This is a genomic window from Xanthobacter sp. DMC12 (assembly GCF_056314105.1).
Map to the genome: position 1 here is coordinate 41,039 of NZ_JBQUYZ010000006.1, position 16,199 is coordinate 57,237.

Sequence of the window (16,199 nt, forward strand, 5' to 3'; positions counted from 1 at the left end):
TGGCGATGTGCTGATTGCGCATGCCCGGAACACCGCAAATCACCCGCCTTCCGATAGGGTAGCCTGATCCCGCGACGGTAAGAACGACTTCTTTTCGTGAATTGCGCCACCTGTCGCCGCTGCCCCGCCGATCCCTTGACGGACGCGAAAACGCACCCAAATCACCACCGCCGGCCACCGTGCCGGCAAAGACATCGCACCATGCGTGCGAGGTGCTTGTACCCATGTTGCTCGAAGGAGGATGTGGCTATGAGACCCACGCGAGGCGAGCGGCCGCAGGCGCCGCCGTCCCTTCAATCGGAAGCCGTCCTGGTCCACCCGGATCAGGTGCTCGATCACCCGTCCATGAGCTGCGCGGAGAAGCGCGCGCTGCTGTCGTCCTGGGCGTCGGATCGCCATGCGGTCGAGAATGCGCCAGCGCTCCGGCGTCTCGACAGCGGCGCTGTCGTTTCCGTCGACGACATTCTGGCCGCCTTGGCGGCGCTTCCCGCCGATCCGTCCCCGCCGGACGGGGCCGCCGGCTGGACCGCTGCCGAGCGGCGCCAGCGGCCCGTTTTCCCGCCATGGCGGAAAGCCCGGCGAAGGGTGAAGGGCGGCCCACCCCCGCGCAGCGGTGCCGGTGCCGCTCTGCGGCTGGTGCCGGTGAGCGACGTGAACGCGTGATGCGTCGGCGCGGTGCTGGTGCGAACCTGCGCCGTGCCGGCGCCGCGGCGTCCTCTGTTGCGGCGGCTCGAGAGGATATCAGCGCGGCGCGGGCGCGACGGCGAGGATTTCCAGTTGGTGGCGCCGTCCATCCCGGGCGGTCCAAGAAATGGACTGGTTTTCGGACAGTCCGATGAGCGCCGCGCCGATGGGCGTCATCACGGACACCTTGCCGTCCGCGATATCCGCATCCTCGGGATAGACGAGCCGCACGGTACGGGTGGAGTCCGCCGACCGGTAGGTGACGGTGGCGCCCATCTGGACAGAGTTCACCGGTGCGCGCTCCGGCGACACCAGCCGCGCCCGCTCCAACTCGGACAGCAATTCCTCTGCCACGTCCGGGATCCTGTCGAGGGCGGCGGTGGCGAGGCTGGTCAGGCGCTCGTGGTCGGCGCGGTTGAGGACAAGAGCCGGCAGGCGCTCGCGACGGGAAGGCTTTGTCATCTGAATAAACTTTCTAAAAGGCGCGCTTCGGCGCTGCCGTCGGTACAGCGACCGCGGGTTCAAGACGTAATGGAGGCTGGTCTGCGCTCTCTCTGGCCGCCGCGTGCGATCCGGGAACGGCGTCGCGTCACCCCGGCGCCCGGGGCGCAAACGCCGGACGCGGGGCTACGCTCCTGCGATGGGGCAGGGGCGGCAGAATTGGTATGGAGCGCCGGTCATCCTGTCATCAGGCCCGGCACCTTACGTAATGTCAAGTCGGCCCGCGGCGCGCAGCAGTGAGCGCCCCCTTGGACCCACCTGCGCGACAGGCCGTGGCCGCGCGCTGTTTTCTGGATTCCGTCTTGAACTGGTGCTGCGAGAGAGGATTGAAAACGTGATCCTCGGCCATTTATCTTTGAAAATAAACGATAAATTCGGACGGCGTGAAAATTCCGTGTACCAGTCCGGTGGCCGTTGGGCAAGGGCTCATGAAGAGCTACCTTCCATGATCGCTTCGAATAGAACTTGGGCTTTGTCGATCCGGAATGGTTTGAAAAATTCTGTCTCATCAGGAGTCCGGAAAAGCTCTTCAAAATCGGCGGCCGGGTCCATCAGTGGTTTTAGGTCTGAAAAATTTATTTGGAAGCCAGGGTTATTTTTGCGCTCTGACAATGCACGCGCCCAAATTTCCAGACCTTCCTCCTGCGTGTACTTTAGAATGTGGCGTACTTCCAGGTCATCACCGCTAGCAAAAATATACGGCGAGACGACGCCGAGGTCCGATCCGAACTCCAAAGCGAGCCGAGACAACTCAAGCATCGCAAGAGATTTGGGGTCCCGCTGCGCGATTAATTCATACGCTCTCCTCCTCACAGAGGTTCCCAGCACCGCGAAACGTCCAGCAAGAAGCATTTCTCGGTGTGCAGTCTTTGAGAACTCGCCCGACCAGTATCGTGCCGCCGTCGTTGGCCCAAGCGCATCAAAATCGTCGATCCAGCGCATGTCATAGACTTCACGCCGAAATGATGGATCAAATGGGGCGATAGCCACAAGATTGTCTTGAATGAACTTGCCCTGCCCTTGATGGGCTGTCGTTGCATCTTCGAGCGTCGGGAACGCATATAGGGAGGTCAACCGCGAAAGCTTTTCGGGAAAAGCCTTGCGGCGAACGCCTTCCAAGACCCCCTCCCGGCGCAGCGTTCCAACGATACCGCGGGAAATCGTATCCACGAAAAACCACGAAATGGCGGCGGGATTTGCATCTGCGGTGTCAGCGCTAATTAGAGCCCCCCTATAGACTGACCAAGCGACCCACGGCCTCGAAATGTCCACGTAAACGAAACCAAAGTCGTCTTCGCGAATTTCGCCTGATGGGGCCACAGCCAATCTCCACTAAAATAAACAGATCGGGAGAAACGCGGACGCAACAAACCCGTCCTCCGCCGCTCTCTTATCTGGGCCACGCCTGCAACTGTCCAACGCACTTCACGGCCGCTGGACGCGCCTCATCCCTAGCGCCTCCTTCCTCAATCCCCTCCGAGCGCGTAGGCGCTCTTTTCGAGCGCCCTGGCTATAGGCCGCCAGCGCTTATGTGCCCCTTCACCCAAACCACCTTGCCGTCATCAGCTTTCCATACAGCCACAGCCAAGATCGGAAACCTGAGTAAGCCCCCACCCTCCTGATGAAATGCAGCCGTGTACTTCGTCGGATCGTTTGCGCAGGGTTGGCCCTTGCTGAAGCCCTGCGAACGCAAAAACTCCTCCAGCGCCACGCTCGAACTTCCAGGAGGAGCCAACTGTTGCAGACGGCTAGTGAGTTCCGGGGAGAGGGCCTCGGGCACATTGTAGCCGTTACCCGGATAACTCGTTCTCTCGTCAGTGACCGTGCAGCCGCCTGACCACCATCCTCCTCGGCCACTCGCCCCTTCTAATAGCGGCGGAGTAGGTGGGAAAAGCCCAAGGCCGAACGCCGCAAGGTAGAGCCACGCTGCAAGTACTCCCAGAAAGATGATGCCGCCTATCTTGATCGCTCGCATGCTTCGGAGCCCCCGCTTTCCACTCACGCCTCTTGGCCCGGCGCCTGGAATGAAACAGATCGGTGGACGGAGGCGCTGAGAAAAGCGGTCCTTCCCGCGCCCTCCTTCACCCGCCTCCAACCACCCGCTGCACCGCCGACACGCCCACTCCCAGCGTCTTCGCCACCTTCAGCATCCCCATTCCCTGCGCCCGAAGCTCCTTGATCCGGGCCTCCGTCTCGGCGCCCACCGTGGGCCGCCCCAGCTTCTTGCCCTCCGCCTTCGCCCGCGCCAGCCCGGCGTTCACCCGCTCCCGGATCATGGCCCGTTCGTACTCGGCGAACACGCCCATCATCTGGAACATGGCCCGGCCGGAGGGCGTGGTGGTGTCGAGGGCTTGCTGGTGGAGGTAGAGGTCGGCGCCGCGGGCGTGAAGCTCGCCGAGGAAGGCCACGAGGTCCGCCATCGAACGGCCTAGCCGATCCACCGACCACGCAGCCACCATGTCCACCTCGCGGCGGGTGACGGCCTTCAGCATGGCGTCATAGCCGGGGCGCTGGTCGCGGCCCTTGGCGCCGGAGACGCCGGCATCCTCGAACACGGCCACCACCTCCCAGCCGGCCTTCTCCGCCACGACCTGAAGCTCGCGACGCTGGTTCTCGGTGGTCTGTTCGGAGGTGGAGACGCGCAGGTAGAGGGCGACGCGGCGAGCGGTCTTGCGGGACACGGCAGGGGCTCCGGGAAGCTGGCGATGCCCATACCGATAACAAGTGTTTACAGAATGGGTCAAGTCCCCTTCGCAAACCCGCATGGATCGGTGTCCAGGAAGGGCGGTTTCGGCGAGAGGTTTCGGTATGGGCCCTTCGGGGCGCATCACGGGCCTGTTGCAGAATCCGCCGGACGTCACGGGAGAACACGGGGAGCGGCGGCAATGACAACGGCGGCGGAGCCCAGTTCATCGTCGGCGATGTCAAAGCCCGAGACTCGCAGGGCGGAGGCTGCATGGTTCATGGCGGGTTCGCTCGGCACGTCGGAAAGCAGGTCCGGCCACCTCTCCCGGAACGCGGCCACGGCAAAGCTGGCATCCTCATGATGCCCCATTCCCTTCGCCTTAGCCGTGACGAATGCCTCCCACACCAAGAGCGGGGCTACTCCGGCCCGAAAGCGGTCGGGGTTGGTAGTCGCGGCCATTGATCCGCTCGCGGCAAACAGCGTGGAGAAACACCAGGGCATCAGGCCCAGGGCAGCGCCCAAGGCGCCGCACCCCGCACCGGCGGACCATGCCCGCCGCATCTCACGTTCCATGCCGCCACGTGCGGAGGTGATCCGCGAGAGGTCCGTACGTCGCGGCGTCCAGATGGGAGCCTCAAAACCAAGGGCTAAGGGCTCGCCCTGCCGAAGCCGCTCGCCCAGGCATCGGAGGACGGCGCCAAGGTCGAGCGCAGAGCCGATGGCACCCAGACTATCGGCCCATCCGATATTGGTCGGACCGCCAACGTCGATGCAGAGAACATTGGGTTCACGCTGGGCCACTCTGTCCTCCAATCCGCGGCTGGAGAACGTGCATTGGACGGCATCCAACTGCAACGCCTCTCCTCTGCCCAGATCGGCACGATGGGCACACGGGAGGCGCCCGGAGTCGCGAACCACTAGAAGGCCGGCCCGGCCGTCAGGATCGATCGCGGGACTCGCTGATGGGTGTCCCGCCCCGTCCGGTAGGATCGGGACGCGGCAGCCCTCGAACGGCTGCTGGCGGACTCGGTGGGAGTTGCACGGGGCATTCGGAGAGCGGGGGCGTCTCGTGCCGCATCGGCGCCCGCGCGAAAGGTGCCGGCCGCGCCCACGCCCGTGCGCGATACCGTGCGCGTGATGCGCGTAATGCGCGAGGGGCACGGGGGGTATTGCGCGAGCCTTTTTCAATCGACACCGTTTCAGAAATTTCCGCCAAATATCGCCGGTGCTCCTCCGACGAAGCCGGGGGTCGGACCCGGCACCGTGGAAGGGAAGCGCTACTGTACCGCGCCGATGACAGCGTCCGGTAGGGAATAGCCGGTCTGGCTCTTGGGCGCGAACCTGGGGGCGTCCTGAACGAGGAGACCGAGGGCCGACTGGACCGCGATGTTATTGCTGAACGGCAGGATGGATAGCATCTGCCGCCACTCGGGTTGAGACCGCTCCCGCACGGCCACGATGGGCTGCATAAAGGCGCTCGGCGCGACCCTGAAGAGGTTGTTCAGGAACGTGACCGAGGGGTTGCCGAACCACGCGTCGGACGGCAGGGCGGAGTTGCGGAAGCCGAAGAGCGGATTGGCACCGGCTACGCCAATCCCGGTGTCCACCAGCGCCGGAATGAGCGACGAGTAGGCGCCGAGCTGGAAGACCGCCGCAGCGAAGGCGCCGGGAGCAAAGCGCTCCTGGAGATGCTTCTCAGGGTCGGAGCGAGTCGCCGCTTCGATCCGCGTCCGGGCGGCGTAGAGGGCCGCCGCGGCGAAGGAGGAGGCAGCCACGTCCCAGAACACTTCCGGGTCACGCATGGCGTAGCCGTGAAGGATGTTCATGTGCCATGCGTTCAAGCCGAACCGGCGGAGCTGGGAGAAGGTCCGAAAGATCGGAGAGCGGTCCCAGACGGTGCCGGAGCCGAAGTCGTGCTCCATACTGGCCCGGCCGGCGGCCCGGTTGAGGGCCATGGTGAACGCGTGCTTCGCTTCGTCATCGGTCCAGGCATCGGGGTTCAGCCGGTTGAGCTTCGCCCCCGTCCAGTGGTCCACCGTCTCCCCGTGCTCCTTCACCTCCCGGAGGACGCGAGTGAGCATATCGTCGCCGAGGCCGAACCATTTCATCCGGTTCAGCTCCGCCGGGGAGAGCTTCGCAAGGTCCGCCGTCCCGCCGCTGCCGAAGACCGCCTCTGCATCGCGGTAGAAGCGCGAGGCCATCACCCGGCGAGCTGCTTCCCGCACCCCCCGGTTGATGATGTTCATGCCCGACAGGTGGACGACGGCCTCGGCCCCGGTGCGGGTGTAGCCCCCGATCTTGTCGAGGACACCCTGCATCGGTGTCGTGAGCATCCCATCTTCGGGAAGGCGGCGGGCCGACAGGTGCCGGAACTCGTCGACAGCGCCGAAGGCCGCGATATCCATTGCGAGGTCGCTCCGGGGATGCAGGACACCACCCCGCACAATCTCGGTGCGCAATGCCGGCATGTGCTGAAGCATCGCCCGGAGCCCTCCGACAGTGGCGATACGGGCCATGTCGGGGATTGCGGAGAGGCCGAAGTTGCCTGCCGAGGTCATCGTCGCGAGGTTGCGGACGATCTCCGCACCCTTAGCCACGGTCGACGATGCCTTCTCGTGGGGGACACCGAAGAGGCGGTCGAACATCTCCCGTAGGAGCGCCGTGTCGTCCTCGATCTTCTTGGGCGTCAGGCCCGCCTGATACCCCTTGTCGGCGACCTGTTGCAGGACGTCGCTGATTTCCTTCCGGGAGCGGATGCCGTCCAGCAACACCTCCCCATCGCCCTTGACGATCTGAATGCGACCCGCGGCCCGCCATGCCGAGGCCTGGTGGTTATAGTGGTCGAAGAGGTCGAAGGCATTGGTCTCGGTGAAGTCGCCGAGCTTGAGGCCGGTCCTAGGGTGGACGAAGGTCTCGTCGAGGTCCAGGCGAAGGTGGGTGAAGCCGGGCTTGGAGCCCTTCGGCAGGCGGGCCAGAATGTCCGCGATGTCCGCTTCCGACATGCCGATGTCCAGCATACCGGAGCGCAGAATATCCGCCGTCGCACCGTCGCGTGCCATCATGGCGAACTCGTCGAGGTTGAAGCCCCGACGCACGACGCCACTGTACAGCCCGCGGGCGAGGGTCTCGGCTTTGTCGCCAAGCTCCTTATGCGCGGACAGGAGAGAGCCTTCCAGCCACCCGATGAACTTCCGGCCCGTGGGGTCAATCGCCATGATCTTGTCGAGGCGATAGACGCGGGGCATGTAGCGCGGATTGGCTGGGACATTCTCCATCCCGGCGAGGGGGCGGCCGGGGTTGTCCGGGGTCTCCGGGCGGGGCGTAATGTTGCCCTGCCGGTGCTCCTCCAAAGCCGTTCCCAGCTCCTTCGACACCTTCACCACCTGGGGATCATAGTGAGCGTCCCGGTCGGCCCGAAGGTCCCGGCGGTGGGCCGTGATCTGCTCGGCGAAGGTCTCCCACTCGTCAGTCAGGCGCGGGGAGACGCGCTTCATCCAGTTAACGCCCCGCGCCTTGGCCCACTCGTCAAACTGGGGGTAGGCCACGCTGTACAAGCGATTGCTGCCGGCGCTCATGATCCGCAGCTTGTCCTCCCCGGCGGAGAACGGATTGACCGCCATCTCGCCGTTCGGGCCAACCTTCCCCACCACGTCGAGACCGAGCGACTGGGAGACCGCCCGCATGAGTGGGTTGTCGGAGGTGCCGCCACGGCCGGCCATATCAGGGCGGAGGCTCTCCACTGCGGTGCGCGGAACGTCCGCGTCGACAATGGACATGAGGTCGCCCTGGGAGAGTTTGACGTTGTCCACCGCGGCGGGAGCGGCACTGAGGGTGCCCTCGCCACCAGAAAAGCGCGGGAGACCCCGCTCAATGTCCGCCATCGCCCGGCTTGCAGCGTGGGCGCCCTCGTCGGCGAGGTCCCGAGTGGCCGGGTTCCGAGCGAGCGGCCCGAAGGCGAACCCGAGACCGAGACCCCAGGCGGCGGCGTAGGCATAGTCGGAATTGGTTGTTTCCTTGCCCGCGGCATCGGCGATGCCTGTCAGGGCAACATTGCCCACCGCGGCGCCGAGACCACCCGCGACACGCTGGACAAGCAGCCCGGCCTTCATGGTCCCGCCAGCGAAGGCACCGAGACCGCCAGAGGCAATCCCCGCACCGAGGCTGACAGGATCGAGGATGTCGGCCGCGAGCTGGATGCCCGTGCCGGTCCATCCCGCCTCGGCGAGGGTGCGCTCGTTCTCCGCCTGCCGCTGGGCCTGGGCCATGAGGTAGTCGGAATGGGCGGGTGACACGCCGATAAGGCGGTCGTGGAACTTCTCCGGGAGGCCCTGCTTGCGGGCTTCCAGCTCCTCAATGGTGGGCTTGTAGTCCGGCGCCGGGGCGAACACAGGGCTGTCGCGGAAGACGTAGGCCGTGGTGGTCTCGTCGGCCGCCGCCTCCACGGTGCGCCAGAGGGTCGGGCTGGGCTTGTAGGTGACGCGGTCCTGGAGGATGGCGTCATCCGCCTGGGAGCCGGCGGGGGCGAACGGCGGGGCGGTCTCGGAACGCGGGATGGTGGTGGTGAAATTGGTCGGGACGCTCTTCGCGCCCAGCGCCGAGTTCATCTTCCCGGAGGTCCAGGCGATGAAGTCGGCGTTGGTGACGATGCCGGACTTCGCCAGCCAGGGGTTCGCCTCGTAGACGACATTGCCCCAGCCGGGCTTCACCCCGTCGAGGGTGTCCTTCAGGCTGGCGGAGGGATTGGCGAGGATGCGGGGCCCAGCCCCCGCGCCCTGGTAGTAGACCACGTACATCTCGCCCGGCGTGGGATCACGGCCGAGGGCCTTCCGGGCGCGGTCGTAGGCGTCCCGCATCTTGGGCATGACGGCGCGGAGCTGGACCTCGGGGTCCGTGCTGTCGCCGATCCCGGACTTGGTGCGCTCGTCGGTGAGGAGCTGGCCGATCCCGAAGGCCGAGGACAGGGGCTTGCCGTCCTTCCCGATGGGCCGCCGGGTCGGGTCGAAGTTGCTCTCCTGCTTGAGGATGGCGACCACGTGGTTCGCCGGCAGCCCCTGCTCCTTCGCCATCTGGTAGGCGCGATTGGCGATGGCGTTGCTGTGGACGAAGAGCGGCGCGTCGTCCGCGACGGGCGGCGTGGTGGGACGCTGGTCCGCAGCACCGGGGCGCGGCGGCACGGGATCGACGGCGGGCTGGGCGGGAGGAGCGGCAGGGGCCACGGAGGTGGGGGCTGGAAGCACCTGATCGGCCCCGAGGGTGTCCGGCAGGTTGTCCACCGGGGGCATCTCGGGCGCCGCCGGGGCGGCTCCTTGGGTATCTGGGAGGTCGAGGAACAGACTATCGATGTCTTGGGGCACTCGCGTAGCTCTCTATGGTTTGGGAGCGGATGGGGGTGCCCGCCTTGGCGAGGCGCGACACACGCGGAGGCCGGCGCCGCGACGGGATTGGACCGGCCATGGCGTCGGGAAATGAGGTCGTGATTTGGGGGAGTAAGCGCCCGTGTATGACAACAGAAGGGGGAGCGCTTGCTTCAGGATTTCAGGTGAAGCCTCTTGCGGCTCTCGGTATGTTCCCGTTGCCGTGTCCTCAGAGACGACCACTTGAAGATCGCCGCTTCGGATACCGACAGGACCCGCGCAATGTCCCTGGTGGTCAGCTCAGGGAAGTGATCCAGGAGCCAGCACACGTCCATCTGCGTGGTCATTGGCCCACCGCGCCAATCGCAATAGGCTTGCAGGGCAAGAGCTGCTGCGGAGCCCCGGTGGCTCTCGACCTCGAACTTCGCTGAAGACCACCTCTCCTTGGCCCATGCCTGCCCGGCGGGGAAGAGCACATCGAAGGGAAAGCGGGTGCCCTTTTTATGGAGGCGCATCCCGAGCCCTGCGGCTTGATGTTCGAGCTTGATCCGAAGACGCCCACCCTCTGACTGAAGGAGGCCCATCTCCACCAGGACGGCCCGACCGAGGCGACGGGGGACGCCCATGCTATCGGTGAACTCGGACAAGGTCATGGACACGCCGAGGTCGAAGGAGATGGCCTCGCCTGTGACAGGGTCGGCCGTCTCTAAGACGTAGGGGACGCCCATTTTACGGTGGTCGTGTCCGGGACGGTCAGACCGCCTCCCACGTCCGCCCGAAGGGTGCGGGATTGTCGGGGGACCACCGCGCCCGGACCGCCAGCTTCCGCTTCTCAGCTTCAGCCCGTGCCAGTCGGTCCACGGTCTCGTTCAACTTGTTTCCGGCGTGGCCCCGCACCCACTTGAAAGTGGCATGGGGGCGGGCATCGGCGGCTGCGTAGAGGGCTTCCCAGAGGTCGCGGTTGGCGACTGCCTTGCCGGAGGAGCCTTTCCAGCCCCTTCGTTCCCAGCCTTTGCGCCAGACGGTGGCGCCCTTCACGACATAGTCGCTGTCGAGGTGCAGCACGGCAGGAACGTCGGCAGGCAGCGCCTTCAGCGCCTCAAGGGCGGCCGTCAATTCCATCCGGTTGTTGGTGGTGTGGTCTTCGCCTCCCGTCAGGGGGCGGGCGCTGCCGTCCTCCGTCACGATGACGGCGGCCCAGCCACCTGGGCCGGGATTGTCGATGGCGGAGCCGTCCGCATAGACGATGACGGGTCGGTTCGGAACGGCCGTCAAGTGGGCATCCCCGCGATGCTGAGCGCGGTCGCAAGGGCGAGGTGGATGACGATAGCGGATTGTGATGCGAGGCGGAAGAGCCAATCGGGCAAGGTCGGGTCCTTTATGGGAGAGGTGAGGGCCCCTCTGGAAGGGGCATGGTTGTGACAGGCCGCCAAAGGGCCTTGGGTGTCGCGCCAAAAGGGGCCGCGATTCCGCGTTCCAGAGGCTAATGTGGGTGCAAACTAAGTAATTGATTTTAATGATTTTTGTCCGGTTTTAGGGGCCTTCCGCGGGCGATATGGGCGCTTTGATGCTGCCCTCACCGTGGAGAACCTGCCGGACACCCTCCAGGCTGGCGTTGCGCTCGGCGCCGTGATCCTCGGCCGGGTGTTCATCACCGCCGGGTTCCCCACGGATGTCGCGACGGGGATGGTCCAGCTCTACGGGATCGAGGCCAAGATCGCCCTGGCGCAGATCGCCCGCGACAAGGCCGTGACCCTCACCGAGGCGCCTGCCTCGCCCGCCTCCTGATCTTCCGCTCGCCCAGATAGTACGCAGAGGTGTACGATATGAACGCTCATGTTGATCCGCGCACGGCCTCTTCCCTGATCCCCCTCGTCCGCATCGCCGGCAACCGCGTGGTCGCCAGCTCGAAGGACGTGGCGACGTACTTCGGGAAGGAGCATCGCAATGTGCTGCAAAGCATCGACGCCTTGCTTTCCGAGGCGCAGGAAGCCCGGCTGAATTTTCAGCAGGGGTTTTATACCCTCCCGAACACCGGGCCGCAGCAGCACCGATGCTACGACATGACCCGTGACGGCTTCACGCTGCTCGCCATGGGCTTCACCGGGGTCAAGGCGCTCAAGTTCAAGCTGGCCTACATCGCCGAGTTCAACGCTATGGAGGCGGAGCTGAAGGCCGGGGAGGACCGCTTCACCACCGGCCCCATTGTCGTCGCACTGGCAAAGATCAACCGGGACCTGGAGGAGCTGAAGGGGTTCTTCCGGCCGGCGGTCCAGTCTCCCACCCCTGTCGCCCCGCCTCCTAATGCCGCGGAGTTCGTGGCCGAGTACGACATCACGGCGCTCCGCCACATGCGACTGGTCCCGCTGCGCCTCGGGAACGGAGAGGCCGGCCGGGCGCTCACCATCTTTTCCAACGATCCCCGCAACAAATTCCCCTTGGAGCCTCGCGACCCGGCCGTCTACGGCAGCCGCAACAAGTACTGCATCGCTGCGGCGAAGGCCCTCTGGGGCACGTGCCACTGATGCCCGCCCCCCGCGCCCTCCGCGTCGCCCGGCTCTACTGGGCAGACGGCCAGCCCGTCCCCCTCGACATCTTCTACGAACTCCTGGAGCTGGGCTACGACGCCCAGGCCCGCTTCGGCTAAATCTCCCCGAGATCGAGGAACAAGGGCCGGGGAGAGTATGGTCGGAGGAGAGGGTCCAGGTCAGGCATTGAATAGGTCCCCTCGCGGAGCCGTGCAGGTCAGGATCATGGGCAAGGCTGCGCTGTCCGCAGTGTGGAGGCGCCGGCTGTAGCCGACGCACTCCTATTATCGCAACGTAGCGTCAGACGGCCCTCTTCATGAAATCGGCGTAGCCTTCGCGCTCCAGCACAAAGCCGACGCAACGGTCGACCAGCTCCCCACGGGACAGCTTCGAGAACTCGGTCTCCAGCTCCTTCGTGCGCGAGAGGACGGTGTTGAGCCGGGCGCGGAGGGCGGAGGCTTCGGCCCTGGCAGCCCGGGCTTCGGCGTTGTAGCGGGCTAGCTCGATCTGCTCGGATGACTTATGCCAGTCCGGGAGGATGCCCTGTGCCTTCCCCACGAGCGCTTCAGCCGTGTGGCCGAACCCCTTGGCAAAGGCTTCGAGCTTCCGCCGGGCCACATCACGCTCAGCCTCGGTGGACCCACGCTCGGCAAGGGCCTGGAGCTTCAGGGCATGGGCTGCGTCGTCCCGGTCGAAGGCTTGGGAAACCTCGGGGGTCTTGGCACGGGGCGTGGCACAGGCGTCGAGGAAGGCTCGGATGCCGCCTTCAAAAGCGTGGAGGTCCACATTTTTGGCCGAGGCGGCTTTCGCAACACGCATGTACTGCACGACGGTATTGTAGGGCGCATCGCAGTTCCGCTCCACCCACGCTTTGAACTCTCCGTGCCGAACCTGCTCCTTGGCCTTGAGGAGGTGCTCGCCAGCGCGGCGAGCCTCAAGAAGCATAGACTTGCCGTGGAAGACCGCCTGACGATGCGCGTCGTTAATTTCGTGGGCGAGGAACGGCAGGTCGATGACCGGGACGGGAAAGGTGCTGACGATGTTCATGATCGGGTGCCCCTTGTTGCGGCGATGTAGTGGAAACGGGACCTGAGCGCAGTATTTCACGCTGGTAGTCCGTGCTTTCGCGGTCCGCTTTAAGCTAGTGTGGGGGCAAACGGCGCCCTCTCGCCTTGACCCGTCAGAGCCAAAACACCTTCGCGAGAATGGCGTCCGGGCACAGGAGTCGGTTGGATAACGGGCCGCTGCATTGTGCGGCAGCCGGGGGAGTCCTTCGCCCCGCGATTCCTCGGGCTCGATGTTTGCGATGCCCATGGCATCCAGAACGCCAGCAACGCTTACTCCCGCCTCGGCGAGGACCAGAAGCCCAAAGTCCGCCGAGCGGATGTTGGCGGATTTCGCCCCCGCAAGGGCCTGATCGCTGTGTCCGAGAGCGGGCTCTACGATCTGGTGCTGCGCTCCGACAAGCCCGAGGCCCGCGCCTTCCAGGACTGGGTGACGCGCGTTGTGCTCCCCGCCATCCGCAAGGACGGCGCCTACATCATGGGCGAGGAGAAGGTCGCGACGGGCGAAGTCGCCGCCGAAGAGCTGGCCGCGCGAGTGGTCGACGCCCTCGACGCCAAGGGGATCATGGGCGACGTCGTCAAGCGACTGGAGGCGGCCGGCTTTCGCTGGAGGACCAGAAGCCGCAGTTCTTCGCCCGCCGGCTGAAGGCTGACGGCGACGCCCGGCCTCGCAGTCTGACGTAAAAGTCCCGTTCGCGGCCCGATAAATTAGAAGGCCTAACGGAACGCCAAGAGATTTGATTCCGCGAGGCGGCTACCCCCCTAGCTGAAACGCCGAATCAATTTCCACGGCCATCCTTTTTAACAAGAAAAATCAGTCACTTATTTTGGTTTTCACGGCCCCGAAGGGCTTGTAGGACTTCGCCGTCCGCCCTACATCTCCTCTCATGGGTGATGCGCCTTAACATATTGAAATTAAACAATTTGAGGAAAAATCTATGCGGATTCAGCTTGCCATCTCGCCTTGGTTCCTTTGCCTCCTGTTTCATGTTGTTCAGGCCTTGAATAGCAGCCCGGCTCAGTGTCCTTGTTTCGGGTCCTGCGTTCGTTGGCTCGTATAAAAGGATGCGGTACGGTCGAGCCCGTGACGTGTGCGTCACATCTCAGCAGCCTCGGCCGGTAAAAGGGCATCAGGCAGTGCACCAAGCAGCGCCTCTCGCTTCAGCGTGAGGGCCACGCATGAACCAACCAACTGCTCTTTGGAAAGGGCGCCATAGCTAGCCTGTAGGATGGCAACGCGTTGCCCAGCCGTAGTGATCTGCGCCAGTAAGTCGCCCTCTATGGCGTCGGCAGGAACGGGTGGAGACGCACCGCCTGAAAGCGCCGGCCGAGCATGGATCCCCGGCATTGGCCGGTCTCCGATCGCCAAGCCCCCAGCCTTTGGTGTCCCCTTCACCATCACGTCCAGGTCGTTCGACACGAGGTTCGTGTAGCGGCGAGTCGTGCTCAGGCTGGAGTGCCCCATCCATTTCTGGATGCGCCAGAAGTCCCACCCCTCCAGGGCGAACCATGTGCAGCGGGTGTGCCGCAGCGTGTGGATGGTGGTTTCGTCGGCGAGCTTCAGGTGCTCTTTGATCCGGTACCACGCCTTCCGAAGGCGGGCGCCGTTCACATCCTGAAACGGCCTTTCGAGGTCGCCGGTAGCGAGTCGGCAGCGCTCCAGGGCATCAATCGACGTCTGGAAGAGCGGGACCGTCCTATCCGACGCGGTCTTGGTGATGTCCCGCGCGAACGTGACCGAGCGGAAGTCTTCGGAGAAGTCGGACCAGCGGACCTTCTCGGCCTCGCCAAGGCGGCAGCCGGTGTCGATCAGGAACTGGAACATATCGGCTTCGCGGATGTACCCCCAGCGCTTCGCGAGCCGGATGATGGCCGCGACCTCCTCACGGGTGAACGCGATGGTCCTCCCCGGCCCCTCCTTCTGCCAGGGGATGTCAGGCATCTTGTCGAGCCTGTCCGCCTTGAGTGCGACGCGGGCCATCTTGGACACGTTGGAGAAGTAGCGGTTGATGGTCCCGTTCGAGCAACTCGACGCCTTCAGCTCCGCGAGGAAGTCGGCGAGCTTCTCCGGCGTGAAGGCCGAGCGCGTCGGCACCTTGGAGCCCACGAAGTCGACGAAGCGCTGTCCGTTGCGCTTCTGGTCCGCCGCCGACTTGGCCCCCGACCAATGGACCCTCACCACGTGATTGAAGAGGCCGCGAAGGGTGTCCAGTCCGCCAGCGGCGGCAGTCGGATTGAACTCACGCTTTTCGACTGGCTTTCCAAGTGCGAGGTCGGCACGGGCCTGGAACTCCCATGCCTGGGCTTCGGCTGGCGAGGTGAACATCTCCCGGTAGCGTATCCCCGCGACCATGAAATCCGCGAGGAATTTGGTGCCCCGTTGGCGTACAGCCATCTTCAGGTTTCCTTCTGCGTAGAAGCAAAATACCCGAGCGAGGCTGCATTCTCGCCGGGTGCATCGGCCCGGCCGCTGCGAGAGTGACGCCTCATCTGCCGGAAGAAGGGCGGTCGAACACCTCTCGCAGAATGGGGTCCGGGAAGATCAGCACCGATGCAATACCCAATTCAATCTGCATCCGTCGCGGCGCCGGCCATTCGATGGGCGATATGCCTTCCTCTTCGCAATAGAGGAGCGCCTCCGCCTGCCAAGGCTCTCCCATCCACTCGCCGAGAGTCTCTTCCATCGGCGCTTCCGCGGTCTCGAACAGCTCCCATTCCGTCAGAGCAGCCCAATGCGGGATGGAGTACCAGCCGGGAGGGGGCGGCGGATCGAGGTTGAGGCAGTCTGCCGGGGACCATCCATCCCACGTGCGGAGGTCGCCGGGGATGTCCTCGACACGGCATCCGCGGGGCGCGGAGGAGAACGGAAGGGGATGAACGTCCAGGACGTGTGAAACCATAGCGGCCCCTAGTGGTGATAAAAGCACCATTAAGGATGATATCATCACCCAATTGATGTCAACCACATGTGGTGATATTTTCACCATATGAAGCCAGTTCAATGCCGTATGGCACGTGCCGCACTTGGATGGAATACACAGGAGCTTGCCGCCAAAGCTGGCGTTGGGCTTAACACCGTCAATCGGTTCGAGGCGGGTCAAGACGCACGGGTGAGCAGCGTCGAGAAGATGCGCAGCGCCCTTGAAGCCGCCGGGGTGATCTTCGTCCCGGAGAATGGCGAGGGGCCGGGCGTGCGGCTGCGGAAGGCGCCAGCTTGACCGACGACGCGGTCCCGTCAGGGACAGCGGTGTAGAAAAAGGCTTGATGCTTAGGGATGCTCATCCTCGGCGCCGGTATACGCGCGGTAGTTCTCGGGTCCCCGCCTCGGCGAAGCAAACGAGAGTCGCTGTTATGCGGAGCCGTGGCAGCCCCCTAGCGAGGG

General features: G+C 64.7%; 16 protein-coding genes. 6 read left to right on the forward strand and 10 right to left on the reverse strand.

Annotated features, from left to right (window positions below; translation table 11 throughout):
• Window positions 1-249: 249 nt before the first annotated feature.
• Window positions 250-663: a hypothetical protein gene (locus ACT535_RS20165; protein WP_168456337.1), complete on the forward strand. Its 414-nt coding sequence runs from the start codon at window positions 250-252 to the stop codon at window positions 661-663.
• 78 nt (window positions 664-741) lie between these two features.
• Here the strand turns inward: ACT535_RS20165 and rnk are convergent, their stop codons facing one another.
• The 7 genes from rnk to rnhA form a co-directional block, all read right to left on the reverse strand.
• Window positions 742-1,146, reverse strand: a complete 405-nt coding sequence (rnk, locus tag ACT535_RS20170; protein WP_476365780.1) for a nucleoside diphosphate kinase regulator — start codon at window positions 1,144-1,146, stop codon at window positions 742-744.
• Window positions 1,147-1,611: 465 nt separating this feature from the next.
• Window positions 1,612-2,355, reverse strand: coding sequence for a hypothetical protein (locus ACT535_RS20175; RefSeq protein ID WP_476365781.1), 744 nt, complete (start codon window positions 2,353-2,355; stop codon window positions 1,612-1,614).
• Window positions 2,356-3,266: 911 nt separating this feature from the next.
• Window positions 3,267-3,866: a recombinase family protein gene (locus ACT535_RS20180; protein ID WP_476365782.1), complete on the reverse strand. Its 600-nt coding sequence runs from the start codon at window positions 3,864-3,866 to the stop codon at window positions 3,267-3,269.
• 176 nt (window positions 3,867-4,042) lie between these two features.
• Window positions 4,043-4,672, reverse strand: coding sequence for a hypothetical protein (locus tag ACT535_RS20185; RefSeq protein ID WP_476365783.1), 630 nt, complete (start codon window positions 4,670-4,672; stop codon window positions 4,043-4,045).
• A gap of 476 nt (window positions 4,673-5,148) precedes the next feature.
• Complete coding sequence (locus tag ACT535_RS20190) at window positions 5,149-9,225, reverse strand: hypothetical protein (protein WP_476365784.1); 4,077 nt, start codon at window positions 9,223-9,225, stop codon at window positions 5,149-5,151.
• Window positions 9,226-9,398: 173 nt separating this feature from the next.
• A complete protein-coding gene (locus ACT535_RS20195; protein ID WP_476365785.1) occupies window positions 9,399-9,953 on the reverse strand; it encodes a hypothetical protein in 555 nt (184 codons plus the stop codon).
• 25 nt (window positions 9,954-9,978) lie between these two features.
• Entirely contained in the window at window positions 9,979-10,500 is a 522-nt protein-coding gene (rnhA, locus tag ACT535_RS20200) for a ribonuclease HI (protein WP_476365786.1), read from the reverse strand.
• A gap of 306 nt (window positions 10,501-10,806) precedes the next feature.
• Between rnhA and ACT535_RS20205 the strand changes: the two genes are divergently transcribed.
• From ACT535_RS20205 to ACT535_RS20215, 3 genes are read left to right on the forward strand one after another with little or no spacing between them, the layout of a single operon-like run.
• The gene (locus ACT535_RS20205; RefSeq protein WP_476365787.1) at window positions 10,807-11,013 is read left to right on the forward strand and encodes a hypothetical protein; all 207 of its coding nucleotides are present in this window, start codon (window positions 10,807-10,809) and stop codon (window positions 11,011-11,013) included.
• A gap of 38 nt (window positions 11,014-11,051) precedes the next feature.
• Window positions 11,052-11,750 (forward strand): Rha family transcriptional regulator, encoded by a 699-nt coding sequence (locus ACT535_RS20210; protein WP_476365788.1) that lies wholly within the window; start codon window positions 11,052-11,054, stop codon window positions 11,748-11,750.
• Window positions 11,750-11,872 carry a hypothetical protein gene (locus ACT535_RS20215; RefSeq protein WP_476365789.1) on the forward strand — a complete coding sequence of 41 codons (123 nt, stop codon included), beginning with the start codon at window positions 11,750-11,752 and terminating at the stop codon, window positions 11,870-11,872. Before ACT535_RS20210 ends, ACT535_RS20215 begins: the two co-directional genes overlap by 1 nt.
• Before the next feature lie 181 nt (window positions 11,873-12,053).
• Here ACT535_RS20215 and ACT535_RS20220 read toward each other — a convergent pair whose 3' ends face one another.
• The gene (locus tag ACT535_RS20220) at window positions 12,054-12,800 is read right to left on the reverse strand and encodes a DUF3102 domain-containing protein (protein ID WP_476365790.1); all 747 of its coding nucleotides are present in this window, start codon (window positions 12,798-12,800) and stop codon (window positions 12,054-12,056) included.
• A 204-nt stretch (window positions 12,801-13,004) separates the two neighbouring features.
• Between ACT535_RS20220 and ACT535_RS20225 the strand changes: the two genes are divergently transcribed.
• Window positions 13,005-13,463 carry a BRO-N domain-containing protein gene (locus tag ACT535_RS20225; RefSeq protein ID WP_476365791.1) on the forward strand — a complete coding sequence of 153 codons (459 nt, stop codon included), beginning with the start codon at window positions 13,005-13,007 and terminating at the stop codon, window positions 13,461-13,463.
• A gap of 450 nt (window positions 13,464-13,913) precedes the next feature.
• Here the strand turns inward: ACT535_RS20225 and ACT535_RS20230 are convergent, their stop codons facing one another.
• Together ACT535_RS20230 and ACT535_RS20235 are read right to left on the reverse strand one after the other, a co-directional pair.
• On the reverse strand, window positions 13,914-15,212 hold the full coding sequence (locus ACT535_RS20230) for a tyrosine-type recombinase/integrase (RefSeq protein WP_476365792.1): 1,299 nt from the start codon (window positions 15,210-15,212) through the stop codon (window positions 13,914-13,916).
• A gap of 91 nt (window positions 15,213-15,303) precedes the next feature.
• The gene (locus ACT535_RS20235; protein WP_476365793.1) at window positions 15,304-15,501 is read right to left on the reverse strand and encodes a hypothetical protein; all 198 of its coding nucleotides are present in this window, start codon (window positions 15,499-15,501) and stop codon (window positions 15,304-15,306) included.
• A 324-nt stretch (window positions 15,502-15,825) separates the two neighbouring features.
• Between ACT535_RS20235 and ACT535_RS20240 the strand changes: the two genes are divergently transcribed.
• Window positions 15,826-16,035, forward strand: a complete 210-nt coding sequence (locus ACT535_RS20240; protein WP_476365794.1) for a helix-turn-helix domain-containing protein — start codon at window positions 15,826-15,828, stop codon at window positions 16,033-16,035.
• Window positions 16,036-16,199: the final 164 nt, after the last annotated feature.

Coding starts and splice junctions, on each gene's coding strand:
- ACT535_RS20165 (WP_168456337.1), top strand. CDS start 250: ATGAGACCCACGCGAGGCGAGCGGCCGCAGGCGCCGCCGTCCCTTCAA.
- rnk (WP_476365780.1), bottom strand. CDS start 1,146: ATGACAAAGCCTTCCCGTCGCGAGCGCCTGCCGGCTCTTGTCCTCAAC.
- ACT535_RS20195 (WP_476365785.1), bottom strand. CDS start 9,953: ATGGGCGTCCCCTACGTCTTAGAGACGGCCGACCCTGTCACAGGCGAG.
- ACT535_RS20210 (WP_476365788.1), top strand. CDS start 11,052: ATGAACGCTCATGTTGATCCGCGCACGGCCTCTTCCCTGATCCCCCTC.
- ACT535_RS20215 (WP_476365789.1), top strand. CDS start 11,750: ATGCCCGCCCCCCGCGCCCTCCGCGTCGCCCGGCTCTACTGGGCAGAC.
- ACT535_RS20220 (WP_476365790.1), bottom strand. CDS start 12,800: ATGAACATCGTCAGCACCTTTCCCGTCCCGGTCATCGACCTGCCGTTC.
- ACT535_RS20230 (WP_476365792.1), bottom strand. CDS start 15,212: ATGGCTGTACGCCAACGGGGCACCAAATTCCTCGCGGATTTCATGGTC.
- ACT535_RS20235 (WP_476365793.1), bottom strand. CDS start 15,501: ATGGAAGAGACTCTCGGCGAGTGGATGGGAGAGCCTTGGCAGGCGGAG.
- ACT535_RS20240 (WP_476365794.1), top strand. CDS start 15,826: ATGGCACGTGCCGCACTTGGATGGAATACACAGGAGCTTGCCGCCAAA.